Source organism: Deltaproteobacteria bacterium, from assembly GCA_019309545.1.
Taxonomy (GTDB): Bacteria; Desulfobacterota; Desulfobaccia; order Desulfobaccales; family Desulfobaccaceae; genus Desulfobacca_B.
This window is the reverse complement of the sequence record JAFDGA010000026.1, coordinates 18212-36103: the sequence shown is the minus strand read 5'-3', so window position 1 is coordinate 36103 and position 17892 is coordinate 18212. Positions and strand designations below refer to the sequence as shown.

The 17892-nt window shown below is 54.9% G+C and carries 11 protein-coding genes, 2 tRNA genes and 2 rRNA genes; 6 read left to right on the top strand and 9 right to left on the bottom strand.

What is annotated here, in order from left to right:
* The 4 genes from JRG72_09105 to JRG72_09090 all read right to left on the bottom strand — a co-directional run.
* Positions 1-2181: ribosomal RNA gene (locus JRG72_09105) — 23S ribosomal RNA — on the bottom strand; the annotation flags it as partial.
* A 106-nt stretch (positions 2182-2287) separates the two neighbouring features.
* Positions 2288-2363: transfer RNA gene (locus tag JRG72_09100), tRNA-Ala, on the bottom strand.
* Between the two features lie 10 nt (positions 2364-2373).
* Positions 2374-2452: transfer RNA gene (locus tag JRG72_09095), tRNA-Ile, on the bottom strand.
* A 174-nt stretch (positions 2453-2626) separates the two neighbouring features.
* Positions 2627-4160, bottom strand: a 16S ribosomal RNA gene (locus JRG72_09090).
* 523 nt (positions 4161-4683) lie between these two features.
* Here JRG72_09090 and JRG72_09085 point away from each other — a divergent pair.
* Positions 4684-6711, top strand: coding sequence for an acetate--CoA ligase family protein (locus JRG72_09085; protein MBW2135365.1), 2028 nt, complete (start codon positions 4684-4686; stop codon positions 6709-6711).
* 107 nt (positions 6712-6818) lie between these two features.
* The gene (locus JRG72_09080) at positions 6819-8231 is read left to right on the top strand and encodes an amino acid permease (protein ID MBW2135364.1); all 1413 of its coding nucleotides are present in this window, start codon (positions 6819-6821) and stop codon (positions 8229-8231) included.
* 19 nt (positions 8232-8250) lie between these two features.
* Here the strand turns inward: JRG72_09080 and trpD are convergent, their stop codons facing one another.
* From trpD to JRG72_09060, 4 genes are all read right to left on the bottom strand, one after another.
* Entirely contained in the window at positions 8251-9285 is a 1035-nt protein-coding gene (trpD, locus tag JRG72_09075; protein MBW2135363.1) for an anthranilate phosphoribosyltransferase, read from the bottom strand.
* A 216-nt stretch (positions 9286-9501) separates the two neighbouring features.
* Positions 9502-10152, bottom strand: a complete 651-nt coding sequence (locus tag JRG72_09070; protein MBW2135362.1) for an aminodeoxychorismate/anthranilate synthase component II — start codon at positions 10150-10152, stop codon at positions 9502-9504.
* A 65-nt stretch (positions 10153-10217) separates the two neighbouring features.
* Positions 10218-11693, bottom strand: coding sequence for an anthranilate synthase component I (trpE, locus tag JRG72_09065; GenBank protein MBW2135361.1), 1476 nt, complete (start codon positions 11691-11693; stop codon positions 10218-10220).
* 255 nt (positions 11694-11948) lie between these two features.
* Positions 11949-12308 carry a LysR family transcriptional regulator substrate-binding protein gene (locus JRG72_09060; GenBank protein MBW2135360.1) on the bottom strand — a complete coding sequence of 120 codons (360 nt, stop codon included), beginning with the start codon at positions 12306-12308 and terminating at the stop codon, positions 11949-11951.
* A gap of 315 nt (positions 12309-12623) precedes the next feature.
* Between JRG72_09060 and JRG72_09055 the strand changes: the two genes are divergently transcribed.
* The 4 genes from JRG72_09055 to JRG72_09040 all read left to right on the top strand — a co-directional run bounded on the left by JRG72_09055 (position 12624) and on the right by JRG72_09040 (position 17030).
* Complete coding sequence (locus JRG72_09055; protein MBW2135359.1) at positions 12624-13574, top strand: histone deacetylase; 951 nt, start codon at positions 12624-12626, stop codon at positions 13572-13574.
* Between the two features lie 409 nt (positions 13575-13983).
* A complete protein-coding gene (locus tag JRG72_09050) occupies positions 13984-15606 on the top strand; it encodes a protein kinase (protein MBW2135358.1) in 1623 nt (540 codons plus the stop codon).
* Between the two features lie 163 nt (positions 15607-15769).
* Positions 15770-16096 carry an SPOR domain-containing protein gene (locus JRG72_09045; protein MBW2135357.1) on the top strand — a complete coding sequence of 109 codons (327 nt, stop codon included), beginning with the start codon at positions 15770-15772 and terminating at the stop codon, positions 16094-16096.
* Positions 16097-16139: 43 nt separating this feature from the next.
* Positions 16140-17030 (top strand): phosphoribosylaminoimidazolesuccinocarboxamide synthase, encoded by an 891-nt coding sequence (locus JRG72_09040; protein MBW2135356.1) that lies wholly within the window; start codon positions 16140-16142, stop codon positions 17028-17030.
* A 120-nt stretch (positions 17031-17150) separates the two neighbouring features.
* On the opposite strand, the gene JRG72_09035 is transcribed toward JRG72_09040, so the two are convergent.
* Positions 17151-17816, bottom strand: coding sequence for a haloacid dehalogenase (locus JRG72_09035; protein ID MBW2135355.1), 666 nt, complete (start codon positions 17814-17816; stop codon positions 17151-17153).
* Positions 17817-17892 lie beyond the last annotated feature (76 nt).

Genomic DNA, 17892 nt, shown 5'->3' with positions numbered 1-17892 from the left:
ACCCAAAATCCAATGCCAAGCTGTAGTAAAGGTGCACGGGGTCTTTCCGTCTAGTCGCGGGTACACGGCATCTTCACCGCGAATACAATTTCGCTGAGTCCCTGGTTGAGACAGTGGGGCAATCGTTACGCCATTCGTGCAGGTCGGAACTTACCCGACAAGGAATTTCGCTACCTTAGGACCGTTATAGTTACGGCCGCCGTTTACCGGCGCTTCGGTTCAGGGCTTCTCCGGGTTGCCCCAGATAACCCCTCCCCTTAACGTTCCGGCACCGGGCAGGCGTCAGACCCTATACATCGTCTTGCGACTTGGCAGAGTCCTGTGTTTTTAGTAAACAGTCGCCACCCCCATTTCTCTGCAACCCCCCTCGGCTCCGGACGCGAGGTCCTTCACCTACCGAGGGCACACCTTCTCCCGAAGTTACGGTGTTATTTTGCCGAGTTCCTTAACCAGGGTTCTCTCAAGCGCCTTGGGATACTCTCCCCGCCTACCTGTGTCGGTTTGCAGTACGATCACCTGGCGAACTACCTAGAGGCTTTTCTTGGCAGCCTGGGCTCAACCAGTTTGTGAGGCAGAGCCTCTCCTCATCACCTCTCGGCGTTAATAGAAGGTGGGATTTGCCTCACCTTCCCGCCTACGGGCTTGAACCGGGACGTCCAACACCCGGATGGCCTACCCTTCTGCGTCCCCCCATCGGTCACGGCGCGCCAGGTGGTGCCGGAATATCAACCGGCTTTCCATCGCCTACGCCTGTCGGCCTCAGCTTAGGGATCGACTAACCCTGGGAAGATTAACTTTACCCAGGAAACCTTAGGCTTACGGCGAAGGGGTTTCTCACCCCTTTTATCGCTACTCATGTCAGCATAATCACTTGTCGCTCCTCCAGCACTCCTTGCGGTATGCCTTCGACGGTTACGACAATGCTCCCCTACCGATCGGTTCTCGCGAACCGATCCCGCCGCAGACCCACTCGACCAGTGAGCTATTACGCTTTCTTTAAAGGATGGCTGCTTCTAAGCCAACCTCCTGGCTGTCTGGGCGTTTCCACATCCTTTCCCACTTAGCATGGATTTGGGGACCTTAGCTGGCGGTCTGGGTTGTTTCCCTTTCGTCCACGGAACTTATCTCCCGCAGACTGACTCCCGCACTAAAGACAACGGCATTCGGAGTTTGGTTGGGTTTGGTAATCTTGTGAGACCCCTAGCCCATTCAGTGCTCTACCTCCGTCGCTCATCATGCGAGGCTATACCTCAATATATTTCGGGGAGAACCAGCTATTTCCGAGTTTGATTAGCCTTTCACTCCTATCCACAGCTCATCCAATAACTTTTCAACGTTAACTGGTTCGGGCCTCCATTCGGTGTTAGCCGAACTTTACCCTGGCCATGGATAGATCACTCGGTTTCGGGTCTACTCCAGGCGACTAATACGCCCTCTTCAGACTTGCTTTCGCTACGGCTCCACCTCACGGCTTAACCTCGCCACCTAGAGTAAGTCGCTGACTCATTATGCAAAAGGCACGCAGTCAGACGGGCCGACCGTAATCGGCCATCGTCCTTCCACAGCTTGTAAGCAATCGGTTTCAGGTACTATTTCACTCGGGTTCCCCCGTTCTTTTCACCTTTCCCTCACGGTACTGGTTCACTATCGGTCGTTGGGGAGTATTTAGCCTTGGAAGATGGTCCTCCCAGCTTCCCACAAGGTTCCACGTGCCTCGTGGTACTCGGGGACTGGATCCAGAAAGCCTTGATGTTTTCGCCTACAGGACTATCACCTTCTACGGTGGACCGTTCCAGGTCCTTCGACTAACACCAAGGTTGGTAACTTTCCGAGGTGGCGGCAACCACCTCCGATCCAGCCCCGCAACCCCGATACCGCAACGCTTGCCGGCTTGACAACGGCATCGGTTTGGGCTGTTCCCAGTTCGCTCGCCGCTACTATGGGAATCTCCGTTGATTTCTTTTCCTGGAGGTACTGAGATGTTTCAGTTCCCCCCGTTCGCCTCCCGAACCTATGGATTCAGTCCGGGATATCCCGGCATTACCCGGGATAGGTTGCCCCATTCGGAAATCTCCGGATCACAGCCTGTTTAGCGGCTCCCCGAAGCTTATCGCAGCTAACCACGTCCTTCTTCGCCTCCCAACGCCAAGGCATCCACCGATTGCCCTTAGTAGCTTGACCATAAAGCCACTTAACTATACGGGAATATCCCTTGACTCGCGCTCTATCTATTCACTTTTCAAAGAGCTTGGGGTCCCAGGACCCCTACTAAAAAATTTTTAAGATCTGGTGGAGGTGAACGGAATCGAACCGATGACCTCCTGCGTGCAAAGCAGGCGCTCTCCCGTCTGAGCTACACCCCCATTACTTGCTTGGTGGGCCTAGTTGGAATTGAACCAACGACCTCACGCTTATCAGGCGTGCGCTCTGACCGAAACTGAGCTATAGGCCCTCTTCCAGCCTGCTCTCGTGCTTTGCAGAAAGAAAATCAGTCTAACGTGCCCTCACTTTAGACTGAAGCGAGTACCTTGCCTTGCTTTGAGGCCTTAGGTGGCCGTTGCTCTCTCAAAACTAAATAGCGAACCCCCAGGGTATCTTTTATTGGATGTGTCGATTGACACCTTAGAAAGGAGGTGATCCAGCCGCAGGTTCCCCTACGGCTACCTTGTTACGACTTCACCCCAATTACCGGTCATACCTTAGGCACCTCCTTCCCCGAAGGGTTAGGCCAGCGACTTCTGGTATCACCAGCTTTCGTGGTGTGACGGGCGGTGTGTACAAGGCCCGGGAACGTATTCACCGTGGCATGCTGATCCACGATTACTAGCGATTCCAACTTCACGGAGTCGAGTTGCAGACTCCGATCCGAACTGAGGACCGCTTTTTGGGATTAGCTTCCTCTCGCGAGGTTGCGACCCTTTGTACGGCCCATTGTAGCACGTGTGTAGCCCTGGGCATAAAGGCCATGAGGACTTGACGTCATCCCCACCTTCCTCCGGTTTAACACCGGCAGTCTCTTTAAAGTGCCCATCTGAATGCTGGCAACTAAAGACAAGGGTTGCGCTCGTTGCGGGACTTAACCCAACATCTCACGACACGAGCTGACGACAGCCATGCAGCACCTGTCTTGGGGCTCCTCTTGCGAGGCACCCTGGTGTTTCCACACAGGTTCCCGTTGCGTCGAATTAAACCACATGCTCCACCGCTTGTGCGGGCCCCCGTCAATTCCTTTGAGTTTTAGCCTTGCGGCCGTACTCCCCAGGCGGGGCACTTAATGCGTTAGCTGCGGCACAGAAGGATTAAAAACCTCCTACACCTAGTGCCCATCGTTTACAGCGTGGACTACCAGGGTATCTAATCCTGTTTGCTCCCCACGCTTTCGCGTCTCAGCGTCAGTGTCGGTCCAGAGAGCCGCCTTCGCCACCGGTGTTCCTCCCAATATCTACGAATTTCACCTCTACACTGGGAATTCCGCTCTCCTCTCCCGCACTCAAGTCGGCCAGTTTCAAATGCCCTTCCGGGGTTGAGCCCCGGGCTTTCACATCTGACTTGACCAACCGCCTACACGCCCTTTACGCCCAATAATTCCGAATAACGCTTGCACCCTCCGTATTACCGCGGCTGCTGGCACGGAGTTAGCCGGTGCTTCCTTCAGTGGTACCGTCAGATCCGGAAGGTATTCGCTTCCGGACGATTCTTCCCACTTGACAGGGCTTTACGATCCGAAGACCTTCTTCACCCACGCGGCGTTGCTGCGTCAGGGTTCCCCCCATTGCGCAAAATTCCTCACTGCTGCCTCCCGTAGGAGTCTGGACCGTGTTCCAGTTCCAGTGTGGCTGGCCATCCTCTCAGACCAGCTACCCATCGTCGCCTTGGTAGGCCTTTACCCTACCAACTAGCTAATGGGACGCGGGCTCATCTTAGCACGACAGCTTGCATGTAGAGGCCATCTTTGACGGCAAAGACCGTAGCCTTCACCGTATTATGCGGTATTAGCCCACCTTTCGGCGGGTTATCCCCCATGCTAAGGTAGATTACCCACGCGTTACTCACCCGTGCGCCACTTTACTCGCCCGGCGAACCAGGCTTTCTCGTTCGACTTGCATGTGTTAGGCACGCCGCCAGCGTTCATTCTGAGCCAGGATCAAACTCTCCAGTTAAACGAGTTTTACCCGCTATAGGGCTCGCTATTTAGTTTTCAAAGAGCACATTAATTCAATTATATTTTAACAATCCAATTAGCTCTTGTCAAGACCCTTTTTTCTCGGCCCCCAAGAGCGTCATTGCTTAATTATCTTTATAACAAATTTTTGGCGGGTGTCAATCCCCGCCCCGAAATTTTTATATAGCATGGAACAGGTTTGGTTTATATATATTCTTTTTTAGTTTTTGGCAAGCCCTGAGAAAAAAATTTTTCCACCACCTATAAATTTTCTGGTTTATCCTCGGTCAATCAGCAGGTTAATAATGGTGACCCCAATTTGTTCCTGTATAATACTCTTTATCTATGATAAGATAATTAAAATTTTATATTATACTAAGTGCTTAATATATCATCCATTTCAACCGCCATAACATTGGTCTTAACCGATTCAGCCGCTCTGGCCAGGGGTTTCAAGTGCAAAGTTATTGCCGGGTAGCCTGAGCCATAAACAGAGTACGGGATTTATGCAAGGAGGGGATATGGAAGAAAACCGCCTGGAGGCCATCTTTAAGCCGCAGAGTGTAGCAGTCATTGGGGCTTCCACTGTCCCGGGCAAGCTGGGGCATGATATTTTGGCCAACCTGATGGGGGCTGGATTTGCCGGGCCGATCTATCCTATCAACCCCAAAGCCAAGGAAATCCTGGGTCTTAAGGTCTATAAGCAGATCGGCGACACTCCCTCGCCCCCGGAATTGGCAGTGGTGGTGATTCCGGCCCATGCCGTGCCAAGCACCCTGGAGCAATGCGGTCAGGCCGGAGTCAAAGCCGCAGTGGTGATCACCGGCGGTTTTGCTGAAGCCGGACCGGATGGGGAACAACTCCAGCAGCAACTCACCGAGGTGGCCCGACGCTTCGGCCTGACGGTGGTTGGCCCCAACTGTCAAGGGGTTAATCATCCTTATCATCACTTGTGCGCCTCCTGGCCGCTGTTGACCACTAAAGGCCGCATCGCCCTGGTCTCTCAGAGCGGCACTGTGGGCGCCGCGCTGATGGATTGGGCCAGCCAGGAAGGGCTGGGAGTCAGTGCCTTCGTCAGTCTGGGCAACCGGGCCGATGTTGATGAAGCCGATATCATCGCCTACCTTAACCACGATGCCAATACCCGGGTTATTGCCCTCTATCTTGAAGGGGTCAAGCGCCCCAGCTACTTTCTGGATGCCCTGGCCGAGGCCAGCAAACCCCTGGTCATTTTGAAGGCCGGGCGCACGGCCAAAGGCCGGCAGGCGGCCGAATCCCATACCAAATCCCTGGCCGGAGTTGATGCGGTATATGACGCCATCTTCCGCAAATATCGGGTGCACCGGGCCGAGACCTTGGAGGAGCTCTATGATTTTGCCAAAGGACTGGCCTATCTCAACAGGCCCCGAGGCAGACGTCTATTCAATATTACCAGTTCCGGCGGAGCGGCCATTCTGGCTATTGATGAGGCGGAAAAATTAGGATTCACGGTCCCCGACCCCAGTCCCGGCCTGAAAGAACAAATGGCCTCATTTTTGCCCCGGCATTGTGTGGTCGGCAATCCGGTGGACCTTACCGGCGACGTCATCAGTGACGCCGGCCTCTATAAAAAGGTCATCGACGCGTCCCAGGCCGAATATGACACTGCGGTGATCATTTTTGGCGATCCAATTCCCGGAGCTTCCCAGGTGGTTACCCCCGGAGCTTCCGAACTGGTAATTTTCCTGGGCGGAGCCGAGATCGAGCGCCAGGAAGTGCCTTTAATCCAGAGCCAGGGGATTCCGGTGTTCCCCACCCCGGAGCGCGGTCTCAAGGCCCTACATCAGTTTTTCCGGTTTGAAGCCGCTCCTGCCCCGACTGTAACGTGGCCAGTGCCACCCTTTGGACTACGGCTGCTGGCGGCTGCCGAAGCCGGACAGTTGCTGGCCCGTTATGGCATTCCGAGCGCGGCTGCCCCGCTGGCGACCTCGGCGGAGGAGGCGGTAAGTCTGGCCCAGGCCTTTGGCTTTCCGGTGGCCCTCAAGATTGCCTCGCCAGATTTGCCCCATAAAAGCGATGTTGGCGGCGTCCGTTTAAACCTGGCCAATGAAGAGGAGGTCCGTTATGCCTACCAGGACATCCTGGCTACGGTCCACCTGAACGACCGGAAAGCCCGGGTAGAGGGGGTGACGGTGTCGCCCATGGCCAAACCCGGCGGTTTGGAGGTGATTATTGGTATGACCTGCGATCCGCAATATGGCCCCACGCTGATGTTCGGGCTGGGCGGCATTTTTACCGAGATCTATCGGGATGTGCAGTTTTGCCTGCTGCCGGCCCAGGAAGATGATTATCGCCAAATGATCCGGAGCATTACCGGCTATCCCCTATTGAGCGGAGCGCGGGGCCAGAAACCCAAAGATGAGGAGGCCTTAGTTCAGGTCCTGAAGGGTGTGGCCCGGCTGGCCAACAGCCATCCAGAACTTGATCAGATCGATCTCAACCCGGTGCTGGTATATGAAAGAGGGGTCTTTGTGGTCGATGCCCGCATCTTCAGCCGTCTGGCTGCATAAAATTATTTCACGCCAAGACGTTACGGCGCTAATGCATATAAAAAACTTGGCGTCTTGGCAATGATTTTTTTGTCCGGTGCTTGAGTATCTGACCTAAAATAAACCACATGTCCTGGCAACAACTCTGGCGCAAAAAGACCCTAGACCACGAGGCCCAGCCGGAAGATAATCCTCAGGCTTTGAAACGCTCTCTGACCCGGCTGGACCTGGTGGTAATCGGTCTGGCCCAGATTATCGGGGCCGGTATCTTTGTGATATCCGGGGTAGGGGTGCAGGTAGCAGGGCCGGGAATTATTCTCTCTTTTATCGTTTCCGGCCTGGCCTGCACCCTGGCCGCTTTGTGTTATGCGGAATTGGCTTCGATGATACCCCAGGCCGGGAGCGCCTATTCTTATGCCTATACCATTTTTGGGGAAATTTTCGCCTGGATCATTGGTTGGGATCTGGTTCTGGAGTATGGCATGGGGGCCAGTACGGTGGCCTCAGGCTGGTCTTATTATTTCCAGGATTTGCTGCGCGGCTCGGTCTGGGAACTGCCGCGCTGGGCCGCCGGCGACCCTCTGACCCGGGCGGGCGGGCTGATCAATCTGCCTGCGGCCCTGATCATCATGTTTCTAGCCATTTTACTGGTGTTCCGCACCAAAATGAATGCCTTGGTGGCTCGCTGGTTGGTAGCGGTCAAACTGGGCATCATCCTTTTTATTTTATTAATCGGCGCCTTTTATGTGCGTCCCGATTACTGGTCTCCCTTGACCCCGTTTGGCCACTTCAGCGTCATTCAAGGAGCCGCGCTGGTGTTTTTTGCCTATCTGGGCTTTGATGTGGTCTCGGTAGCCGCGGAAGAAGCCCGTAACCCCAGCCGCGACGTCCCCTTTGGCATTATCGGCTCCCTGTTTTTTTGCACCATCATCTATATCCTGGTAGCCCTGGTGCTAATCGGCATGGTGCCCTTCACCCAGATTGATCCAGGAGCGCCTTTTTCCACCGCCTTCCGCCAGATCGGCCTGCCTTGGGCCGCCGGATTGATTTCGGTAGGGGCACTGGTTGGGCTGACCAGCGTGCTCTATATTTTATTGCTGGCCCAACCCCGAGTGTTATTTGCCATGGGGCGGGATGGGTTGCTGCCCGGCTGGACCGCCGCCGTCCACCCCCGCTTTCGCACCCCCCACGTCATGACCCTGGTTTGTGGGACGGTCATCGCCATCTGCAGCGCGCTGACCCCAATTGAAAAACTGGCTTTTATGTGCAATATCGGCACCTTATTTGCTTTTTTGATTGTTTGTCTGGGGGTGTTGATCCTGCGCTTTACCCAGCCTCAGGCCCGGCGGCCCTTTCGCTGCCCGGCAGGGAAAACCATTGCTCTTTTAGGAGCCTTGGCCTCCCTGGGGATGATGCTTTCCATGCCGCTCGACTCCTGGTTGCGGCTGGGATTATGGTTGATTATCGGTTTGGGGATTTATTTCCTCTATGGCTGGCAATCCGGCCGTCTGAGACCATCGCGGCGTCAGGTGGAAAACTAGTCTAATCGTAATCACCAGACTAATTTGGTTGTCCAAAGGTCCGGCTTTTAGCGATCAGGGCCTCCAGTTTGGCTAGGGCCTGGCCGGAGCGGATGATCTTTTGAGCTAGAGCCAGACCAGCAGGGAAATCTGCCGCCAATCCGGCCGCGACCAGGGCGGCGGCCGCATTCAGGGCCACCATATCCTGGCGGGGGCCGTCCTCCCCGCCCAACACCCGGCGGACGATATAGGCGTTTTCAAAAACATCGCCCCCTTTAATATCTTCCAGCCTGGCCCGCTTCAGCCCCAATTCCTCCGGCGTGATGTTGTAGGTGCGCACCTGTCCCTCTTTCAATTCGCTGACCCGACTAGGGCCGATAATGCTGAATTCGTCAAAGGAACCTTCGCCATAGACTACGAAGGCTCGCCGGCAGCCCAGGTTGCCCAACACCTGGGCCAGGGGTTCGGTAAGGTTCGGATCATAGACCCCCAGCACCTGGATGTTGGCCCGGGCCGGATTGGTCAGCGGCCCCAGAATATTGAAGATGGTGCGGATGCCGATTTCCCGCCGGGGTCCAATGGCATAGCGCATGGCCCCATGTAGCGCCGGGGCAAACAAAAAACCGATGCCGATCTCGGCGATGCACTCTGCCACCTGCTCCGGGGTCAGGGCCAGGTTGATGCCCAAGGCCTCGATGACGTCGGCCGAGCCGCAGCGGCTGGATACCGCCCGGTTGCCGTGTTTGGCCACTTTGAGGCCAGCCCCGGCTACCACAAAGGCGGTGGTGGTAGAGACGTTGAAGGTCTGGGTGGCGTCCCCGCCAGTGCCGCAGGTATCGACCACGGTCTCCCGGTCGATGTTGATTTCATCCCGGTCCAAGTCCACCAGTTGGTTGCCCACCGGGATATGGGTGGCCTTGGCCCGCATCACCCGGGCCGCGGCGGTGATCTCGGCTACGGTCTCCCCCTTCATCCGCAAAGCAGTGATGAACGCCGCAATCTGGGCCTCGGTAGCCTCCCCGCCCATGATGATCTCCATGGCCCGGGTCATCTCGGCCTCGGTCAGATTCAGCATAAATGTTTCCCCGGCGATAAAAATTTTGGTTTTCGGTTTTTTTGCAAAATGCAAAAATTGCCTGGTTTAATACCAAGTTGCGATCAAAGAGCTAAAATGCCCCCTCAACCTCGCCCTCTCCCCCGCCAGCGGGGGAGAGGGGATAAAGGATAAAATTACTCATTTGAAAGCTAATCGGTATAAGACAAAACTCCCTAATCCCAAAATGCCCGTACTTCATCCCCGCTGGCGTTTCAGAAAATTGCGCAGGAGATTCAGGCCCTCGCTGGTCATGATTGACTCCGGGTGGAACTGCACCCCGTAAATGGCGTATTCGACATGGCGCAGTCCCATGATCTCTCCCACTGCGGTTTGGGCCGTGACCTTCAAACAGTCCGGCAACACCGCCCGGTGCACAATCAGCGAGTGGTAGCGGGTGGCCTCAAAGGGTAGCGGCAGGCCCTGAAACAGGTCCTGGTTGTCGTGATAGATCAGCGAGGTCTTGCCATGCATCAGCCGCGAGGCGGGGATTATCCGCCCGCCAAAGGCTTCAGCCACGGCCTGGTGTCCCAGGCACACCCCCAGGATGGGCAGCCGTCCGGCAAAGTGTTGGACGGCAGCCACCGAGATCCCGGCATCCTTGGGGTATCCCGGGCCGGGCGAGATCACCAGGTGGCTGGGCTGCAAGCGTTCCAGTCCGTCCAGGTCAATCTGGTCATTGCGATAGACCGTCAGTTGGGCCCCCAAAACCCCCAGATATTGCACCAGATTATAGGTAAAAGAATCATAATTATCAATAACCGCAATGTGCGGGGCCGCGGTTTTGAATTTTAAGTTTAGAGTTTCGAGTCTCGAGTCTTCGGTGGCTAACGAGATGGTGCTCGACATGGCTACACTCCATATTTCTCAGTTCTGAGATGATTTCTATATTGCCAACCATTAATTGCTAACCCTTACAGTAACCCTCGCGCCGCCAGTTCCAAGGCCCGAACCATGGCCTGGGCCTTATTGACGGTCTCCTGGTATTCCTTGGCCGGGTCCGAATCGGCGACAATACCGGCGCCGACCTGGAGATAGACCTGGCCATCATGAACGGTCAGGGTGCGGATGGTAATACAAAAATCCATGTTGCCACTAAAACCCAAGTAGCCCACGGCCCCGGCGTAGGGCCCCCGGCGGGTGGGTTCCAGTTCCTCGATTATCTCCATGGCCCGCACCTTGGGAGCCCCGGACACGGTCCCGGCCGGAAAGGAGGCCTTGAGTACATCGATGGCGTCTTTACCGTCCTCCAGGTCGCCGACCACATGGGAGACGATGTGCATGACATGGGAATAGCGCTCCACGGTAAACAGTTCGGTGACCTTGACGCTGCCTATCTTCGCCACCCGGCCGACGTCGTTGCGGCCCAGATCGACCAGCATGATGTGTTCGGCCCGTTCTTTGGGATCTTCGAGCAGCTCGGCTTCCAGGGCCTGATCCTCGGCCGGGGTCAGGCCGCGGCCGCGGGTCCCGGCGATCGGTCGGAGTTCAATGCGTCCGGCTTCCAGGCGCACCAGGACTTCCGGCGAAGCCCCGGCCAGTTGCAGGTCACCCAGGTCCAGGTAGAACATATAAGGCGAGGGATTGATGCTGCGCAAGGCCCGGTAGAGATCGAAGGGGTCCTGCTGACGCGCGGTCTGAAACCGCTGGGACAAGACAATCTGGATAGCATCTCCGGCAGTAATATAATCCTTGGCCCGAAGTACAATATCCTGGAAGCGCTCCGGGGTCAGGTTAGAGGTCAGGGTCACGGTGGCCGACTCCGGGGCTGGAGGTGGAAAATGTTGCGGCTGCCGCAGGCGGTCGATCAGGGCCTCGAGGCCCGCCACGCCCTGCTCATAAAGGGTTTCAAGCGGCACTTCCGGGGTGATATGGACCAAGGCCACCAACTTGATGGTATGCCGCACATTGTCGAAGATCAACAGGTGATCGGCCAGGACCAGAATGGCCTCGGGCCGGTCCTCGGGCGGGGTCAGCTCCGGCAGGCGCTCGATATAACGGACCATATCATAGCTTAAATATCCCACCAATCCTCCGTAAAACCGGGGCAAATCAGGGCTGGCGACCGCCTGGTAACCCCCCAGCACCTGGCGGATAATCGCGTAAGGGTCGGCGACCTCCTCATAGACCTTGGTCTCCTGCCGGTCCTGGACGCGTACCGTACGATTCTGCACGGTCAGGATGAGGGCAGGGTTTAGTCCTAAAAAACTGTAGCGCCCCCATTTTTCGCCACCCTCGACGCTCTCTAACAGATAGGACATGGAGTTGCCCCGCAGTTTTTTGTAAGCCAGCACCGGGGTCTCGAGATCCCCCAAGATCTCCCGATATATCGGGATCAGATTGCCCTGGGCGGCCAGTTGCTGAAAGGTATCAAAATCAGGAGTAACCATGATTAAACCTCAATTAGCGCTGTAATAAAAAAAACCGTGCTCCATCGGGGCACGGTTTCCACAGGTGGCCATAAAAAAACCGTGACCCCGTTCCGTGAAGGGCCACGGCTCAATATCAGCGTTGATCTTAATTCAGATGAGCGGTGGACGCACCTCACGGACCCGCCAAAGGCGCCACCAGCACCAGTTATGTCCCTCAATAACCTTCATATTTTCCTTATAAACTACTGGCTTATAGATGTCAATCTTTTTTTTCTAAGGGTTGTCAGGCTCGGAGGGGGAACTGAGCAATAAGTCTAGCAAGGCTTTTTGGTAAGGGGGCAGGAATTTATTCTTGCGCATCACTAACGCCAGGTAATTGGGTTTGAAAAACTGCGGCAAAGGTATAAACGCCAACTGGCGCGGCTGCGGCTGGGGACGATCTCGGACCATGGTGGCAAAAGAAATCCCCAACCCCATCTCCACATAAAGGGAGCTTAATTCTACATTGGAAGACTCCATGGTGATGTGGTAGTCAAGACCCCGTTGGCGAAACAGGTTTTCCAGCCGCCGACGACCGGTAGCCTCCGGGCTGGGAGGAGGCAAGATCAGGGGATGTTTGGCAATCTGAGGCAGGCTAACCCGTCGCCGCCGGGACCGCGGGTGGTCCGAGGGGGGTCATAAGAAAGGTTTCCACCTGAAGCCAGCGGAACCTGACCAGCTCCGGGGGCACCAGTGATTCCAAAGCCATGCCAAAATCGATGTCGCCACTTTTTAACAGTTCCAGGACCCGGGGCTGCGAACGTTTGTAAATTGGATATTTGTCATAAAATTAATGGAATAATCTCTCCCTCTCTCCAAGACCCCCTACAAAGAAAAGACTTTACAACCCCTTGGGCTAGATTTAACATTAACAAGGTAATTCTATGAATGTGGTTATAGGGAGAGAAAATGGCTTCGACTGGATATGTTTATGATGAACGCTATCTGTTGCACAAGGCCGGAACCTGGCATCCGGAGCGTCCGGAACGACTAAAGGCTATTCACCAGCGGTTGGTAGAATCGGGGCTGCTGGAGCAGTTAGTATTGATAAAACCCTATGAGGCCCCGCTTAATTGGATAGAAACCCTCCATGATCGGGAGTATATCGACAAGTTCCGCAAGGCCTGTGAGAAAGGCCAGCTGATCTTTCAATCCGCCGACAACGGTATTTGCCGAGATTCCTATAAGATTGCTCTGTTGGCCGTGGGCGGGGTGCTGGCCGCCTGTGACGCCATGATAAGTGGTGAGATTAGCAATGCCTTCTGTGCGGTGCGTCCCCCGGGTCACCATGCCGAGCGGGCCCGGGCCATGGGCTTCTGTTTCTTTAATAATATCGCCCTGGGAGCCCGGTATCTCCAAGAACACCATGGGTTGAATAGGATCGCCATTGTGGATTGGGATGTGCATCACGGCAATGGCACCCAACACCTCTTCGAAGAGGACCCCAGCGTGTTGTATATCTCTTTGCACGAAGATCCGAGCTGTTGCTATCCAGGTACCGGCCGTAAAACCGAAAAAGGCCGCGGCGCTGGGGTAGGCTACACCTTAAATATTCCGATGGCTGCCCATAGCGGCGACGCGGAGTACCTCCAGGCCCTAAAAGATATGATTATTCCGGCGCTAACGGAGTTTAGGCCGGATTGCCTGATGATCTCCGCCGGATTTGACGCCCATGCCGACGATCCCCTGGCCCACATGAACCTGAGTCGGGAAGGTTATCAGCAAATGGGCCAGGCTTTGGCTGGCTTTGCCCAGAACTATTGCGGCAGCCGGATTATCACTGTACTGGAGGGAGGGTACAATTTGCAAGTGCTGGCTGAGTGTATTGAAGACCATATACACATCTTGCAGAGCCTTTAGAGTCAACGAGGGAGAATTCCCCCATTAGAAAATTTTTCACCAAGAAACTTCTTAAGGCGGCGGTTGATTAGTCCAGTTTGCCAAAAAAATTTCAATCTGCCGGAGCTGGACCAGCCGGTCTGTCAGTATCCGAACGCACTGGGGGGTAGAGGTGACCCGCCAAGTCGCCTCTACCAGCACCTCTCTCCGCAAAATAATTTTGGCAGCCGCTATCTTCGATTCAGATAAATATAATTTTACCCAAAGATTTTAGAAAAATACCCGATTGATTTTTTTGCTCAAATCTTTTATGCTAGCTAACAGTATTTGTCAGCCTGCCGGTAGGCGGGTTCGCAAAGCGTGAGCCAGTCAGGCCACTGGCGTTAAAACTCATCTTTTATAAAACTTATTCCCACAGGTTAGATACCAGATGGCGTCACCTCAGACCAGCGAATACCAACCCGGTTTTATCATCGGGCATCGGTATGAAGTCATTCGCAGGCTGCGGCGAGAATCTTATGGGGATGTGTGGCTGGTCCACGACCAGTTACTGGATGTGGAGGTTGGATTAAAGATCTTACCTACCGATACTCCCCAATTAAATCGTCATTTGGAATATTATCGGGCGGAAGCGGCCGGGGGGTTCAAATTGAACCAGCCGCAGATTTTAGGGGTGCATCATCTGGATGAGACGCCGGATTGCATTTACCTGGTCCAAGAGCCCTTCGAAGGCACCACCCTACTGGCTTTATTGGGCAGCCACGAACGCTTGACGGTTCCGGATGCCTTGTATTTTATCGAGGTTTTGGGCAAAGGTCTGGTCCTGGCCCACAAGCAAGGCCTCATCCATCAGAACTTTAATCCTTTAAATGTCTTGGTCTCTGCCACCGCTGGGGTCAAAATCGCCAATTTTGCCTTTCCCCCGGACCACCCCAACCTTGAGCAACCAGAAGAACTTACGGCATATATTCCTCCCGAGGTGATTCGGGGAGAGAATCCCACCCCGGCCAGCAACCTGTTTTCGCTCGGGGTCCTGGGCTATCGGATGTTAGCCGGGATTCTACCTTTTCCTTTAGCCCGCGGTGAAGTCTTTCCTTATCAGGTGGCCAATGGGCCGATGGAGCTAGCCCGGATTCCATCCGCCTTACAGCCCCTATTTACCTTAAGTTTGGCCGAAAATCCGAGCAAAAGGTTCCAGAGTGTGGCCGAATTTCTGATCTGGCTGAGCCGGAGCCGGGAATTGCTGGGGTCCGAGGTCGAATATAAAAGGGGTGTCCTGGAAACCGTACCTCCACCAGGGGGGGGAAAGGAGCAGGAACAGCCTCCGGCCCTTGGCTTAGAAACCGCACCCGCCGAACCTTTGATCCAGGCTGAGCCGGAAAAGGGTCAGGCTGTCAAAGCAGCCCTGGCGGCTATTAACCTTAAACTAACGCATCTCTACCCTAAGCTGAAAAATATTAGCCAACATATTGGCCATAAAACAAAAGAGCTTCTTGCCCAAGGAGGGGACAAACTCCGGCAAGGCTGGAATAAGCTCTGGGAGTTTTATAAAGGACGATCCCTAAAGGATAAAAAAATAATTTATGGATTGGGGCTGGGGTCCGCTCTGGTCGCTCTGGTCCTGGTGGCATATTTTATCATCTTGGGCCTTACCAGCGAGGTCGATACCCTTGGCACCCCATCACCATCCAAGTCTGTTTCCACCTCCCCGGACCCGGTCAAGTCGCCGGCGGCCCGTCTGGCCACCGCACCCTCTTCTTCTAGACAAACCAGCCGGCCAGATCAGGCCGAATCCGCAACCCCGAGCAAATCAGAAGCAAAATATCGCCTTTTAGTGGCGACTTATAAAAGTCCGAAATACGCTCTGAGGCTGCTCCGTAATTTGGATAACCAGGGCTATAAAGCCTATATTCGGAAAGAACCCGGCGGAAAGCACATTTTCTATCAGGTCTGGCTGGCCTCCATGCCTACCCAGGCCCAGGCCCAGGCCGCGGCCGACTCCATCAAAGCTAAATACGGAGTAGTCCCCAAGGTGGTGAAGATAAAGCCCTAGAGCCTGGGGGGCCGACTTCGAGCGTAATGAATTCAACCACCGGATTCTTTAATTCAGGACTTGGGGGAGGGTCTGATCAGCAAGGACAAGAGAGTTATTTGGGGGTCCGGCTGAGGTCGCCCCGGTTAGTCCTCAGCCGGTTAGCCCTCCGGCAGGCGATGAAATGCTCCCAGTTGAAACTGCCCTTACCGAAGCGCTTCCTGCGCCCGAACCACCAGAGACGGTCGAGGAGGCCAAAAAGGAGCTGACCTTTCAACCTGAGAAAGAACATTTCGGGGTTCTGGTGGCCAAATTCAGAAAATATCAGGAGGCCAGCAAATTAATGGCCCAACTCCGTCGCCAGGGCAAGCCGACCTGGATCCGGCCCAGCCCCGGCGAACCGACCCGATATGAGGTTTGGGTTGCCCCCTATGAAAAGGAGGAACCGGCCCAGTCTGCGGCTAAATCAATAAAGGCTAAATATGGCCGATCTGCTCAGGCAAAGAATTGAAGTCTTGCCCCCCAAGTAACCCTGATAAACAAGGATAAACTAATTGATAGTAATTCACACTGACCTGCCCGAGCTAGGCCGGGTAAAACGAGGCAAGGTTCGAGATGTTTATGAGCTGGACGACCATCTGCTGCTGGTAGCTACCGACCGGGTATCGGCCTTTGATGTCATCCTCTCCGACCCGATCCCCGATAAAGGCCGGATTCTCACCCAGATCTCGGCGTTCTGGTTCCGGATCATCGGTGATCTGGCCCCTCATCACCTGATCTCGGTGGAAGTTGATGATTTTCCTGTCCCATGCCAGAAATATCGGGAAATCTTGCAGGGCCGCACCATGTTGGTCAAAAAGGCCGAACCATTGCCGGTGGAATGTATTGTGCGGGGCTACCTGGCCGGGTCCGGCTGGCAGGAGTATCAGCAGCAGGGCACCATCTGTGGCTGCCCCTTGCCGCCGGGATTACGCGAGTCGGACCGCCTGCCGGAGCCGATCTTCACCCCCTCTACCAAGGCCGTGGCGGGCACTCATGACCAGAATATTCCCTTTGAGGAGATGATCGCCCGGGTCGGGGCGGCAACCGCAACCCGGGTCCGCGATCTGAGCCTGGCCATTTACCGCCGGGCCCAGGCTAAGGCCGAACCCCAGGGGATTATCATCGCCGATACCAAATTTGAGTTTGGAATGGTAGGGCAAGAATTAATCCTGATCGACGAAGTGCTGACCCCGGATTCATCCCGTTTCTGGCCCCGCCAGGAATATGAACCGGGCCGGCCGCAGCACAGCTTTGATAAACAATTCTTGCGGGATTATCTCATCGACATCGGTTGGAACCAACAGCCGCCCTCCCCTCCACTGCCCCCCGAAATCATCCAGGCAACCCGGAAGCGCTACTTGGAAGCCTTAGTCCGCCTCACCAGCCAGGAACTAAACCCCTGAATGTGCCGGTCGGAGGCCGTCGGCCAAATTGAATACAGGCCCTCGCTGAAAATTTAAAAGGCATGGCGGCTACCCGCCGCCCCAGCCGATCGGTATTTTCAGCGGTTCAGAGTTTTATGATCAGGGCTTGGGGCTAATTTCGAGGGATAAATCCTGAAAAAGCAGGCGGGCAATGTCTTGCCAGTCATAGACGATCTGGAACGGATGCTTCTGGCGGTTCCAGGGTTGGTCATAGACGATGGGGGTGACACCATTTTGGGACAGCTGCCAGCAGGTATCCAGGCGATCCTCAACGAAGTATTCGATGCCGTGGTCATGCAAATACTCCAACTTGGTGTCCGGATTTCCGGTGGCAATGATGCGCATCGCCTGAGGCGGAACCTGGCTCAGGGTCTGGGACAACCAGGCCTTAATAGGTTCAATCCGGTCCCGGGCGGTGATAAATAACAGGGGTGCCTCCTGGGCCAGTTTAGTCAGCACTGGGACGGCATGGGGTAAGGGGTCAATCTCCAGCTCATGGGGGCGGTCAATGAGCATCTCCAGGATTTCCATGATTATCGCCTGGTCCATCTGCAAACAGCGATGCAGATAAAAGTCGGTAATATCCTCATAACGTAAATGTTCCAGGCCGTAGCGGTCCCGGCCCAGATTGATAAAGGTAGTCATGATGTCAGCCACCACCCCATCGATATCAAAAGCTATCTTATCTGTGGGAATCAACTCTACAGCGGCAGCCGGGGAACCTTTTACCAAAGTCACTTCCTCCTCGAATTCTGATCTTTCCATGATTATACCGGTTGAATATTTTTCGTAAGCCATGATCGGATTAGTTTTTTATTAAATCTTCCAGGCTGCAGATTGA

Coding starts and splice junctions, on each gene's coding strand:
- JRG72_09085 (MBW2135365.1), top strand. CDS start 4,684: ATGGAAGAAAACCGCCTGGAGGCCATCTTTAAGCCGCAGAGTGTAGCA.
- JRG72_09080 (MBW2135364.1), top strand. CDS start 6,819: ATGTCCTGGCAACAACTCTGGCGCAAAAAGACCCTAGACCACGAGGCC.
- trpD (MBW2135363.1), bottom strand. CDS start 9,285: ATGCTGAATCTGACCGAGGCCGAGATGACCCGGGCCATGGAGATCATC.
- JRG72_09070 (MBW2135362.1), bottom strand. CDS start 10,152: ATGTCGAGCACCATCTCGTTAGCCACCGAAGACTCGAGACTCGAAACT.
- trpE (MBW2135361.1), bottom strand. CDS start 11,693: ATGGTTACTCCTGATTTTGATACCTTTCAGCAACTGGCCGCCCAGGGC.
- JRG72_09055 (MBW2135359.1), top strand. CDS start 12,624: ATGGCTTCGACTGGATATGTTTATGATGAACGCTATCTGTTGCACAAG.
- JRG72_09050 (MBW2135358.1), top strand. CDS start 13,984: ATGGCGTCACCTCAGACCAGCGAATACCAACCCGGTTTTATCATCGGG.
- JRG72_09045 (MBW2135357.1), top strand. CDS start 15,770: ATGCTCCCAGTTGAAACTGCCCTTACCGAAGCGCTTCCTGCGCCCGAA.
- JRG72_09035 (MBW2135355.1), bottom strand. CDS start 17,816: ATGGAAAGATCAGAATTCGAGGAGGAAGTGACTTTGGTAAAAGGTTCC.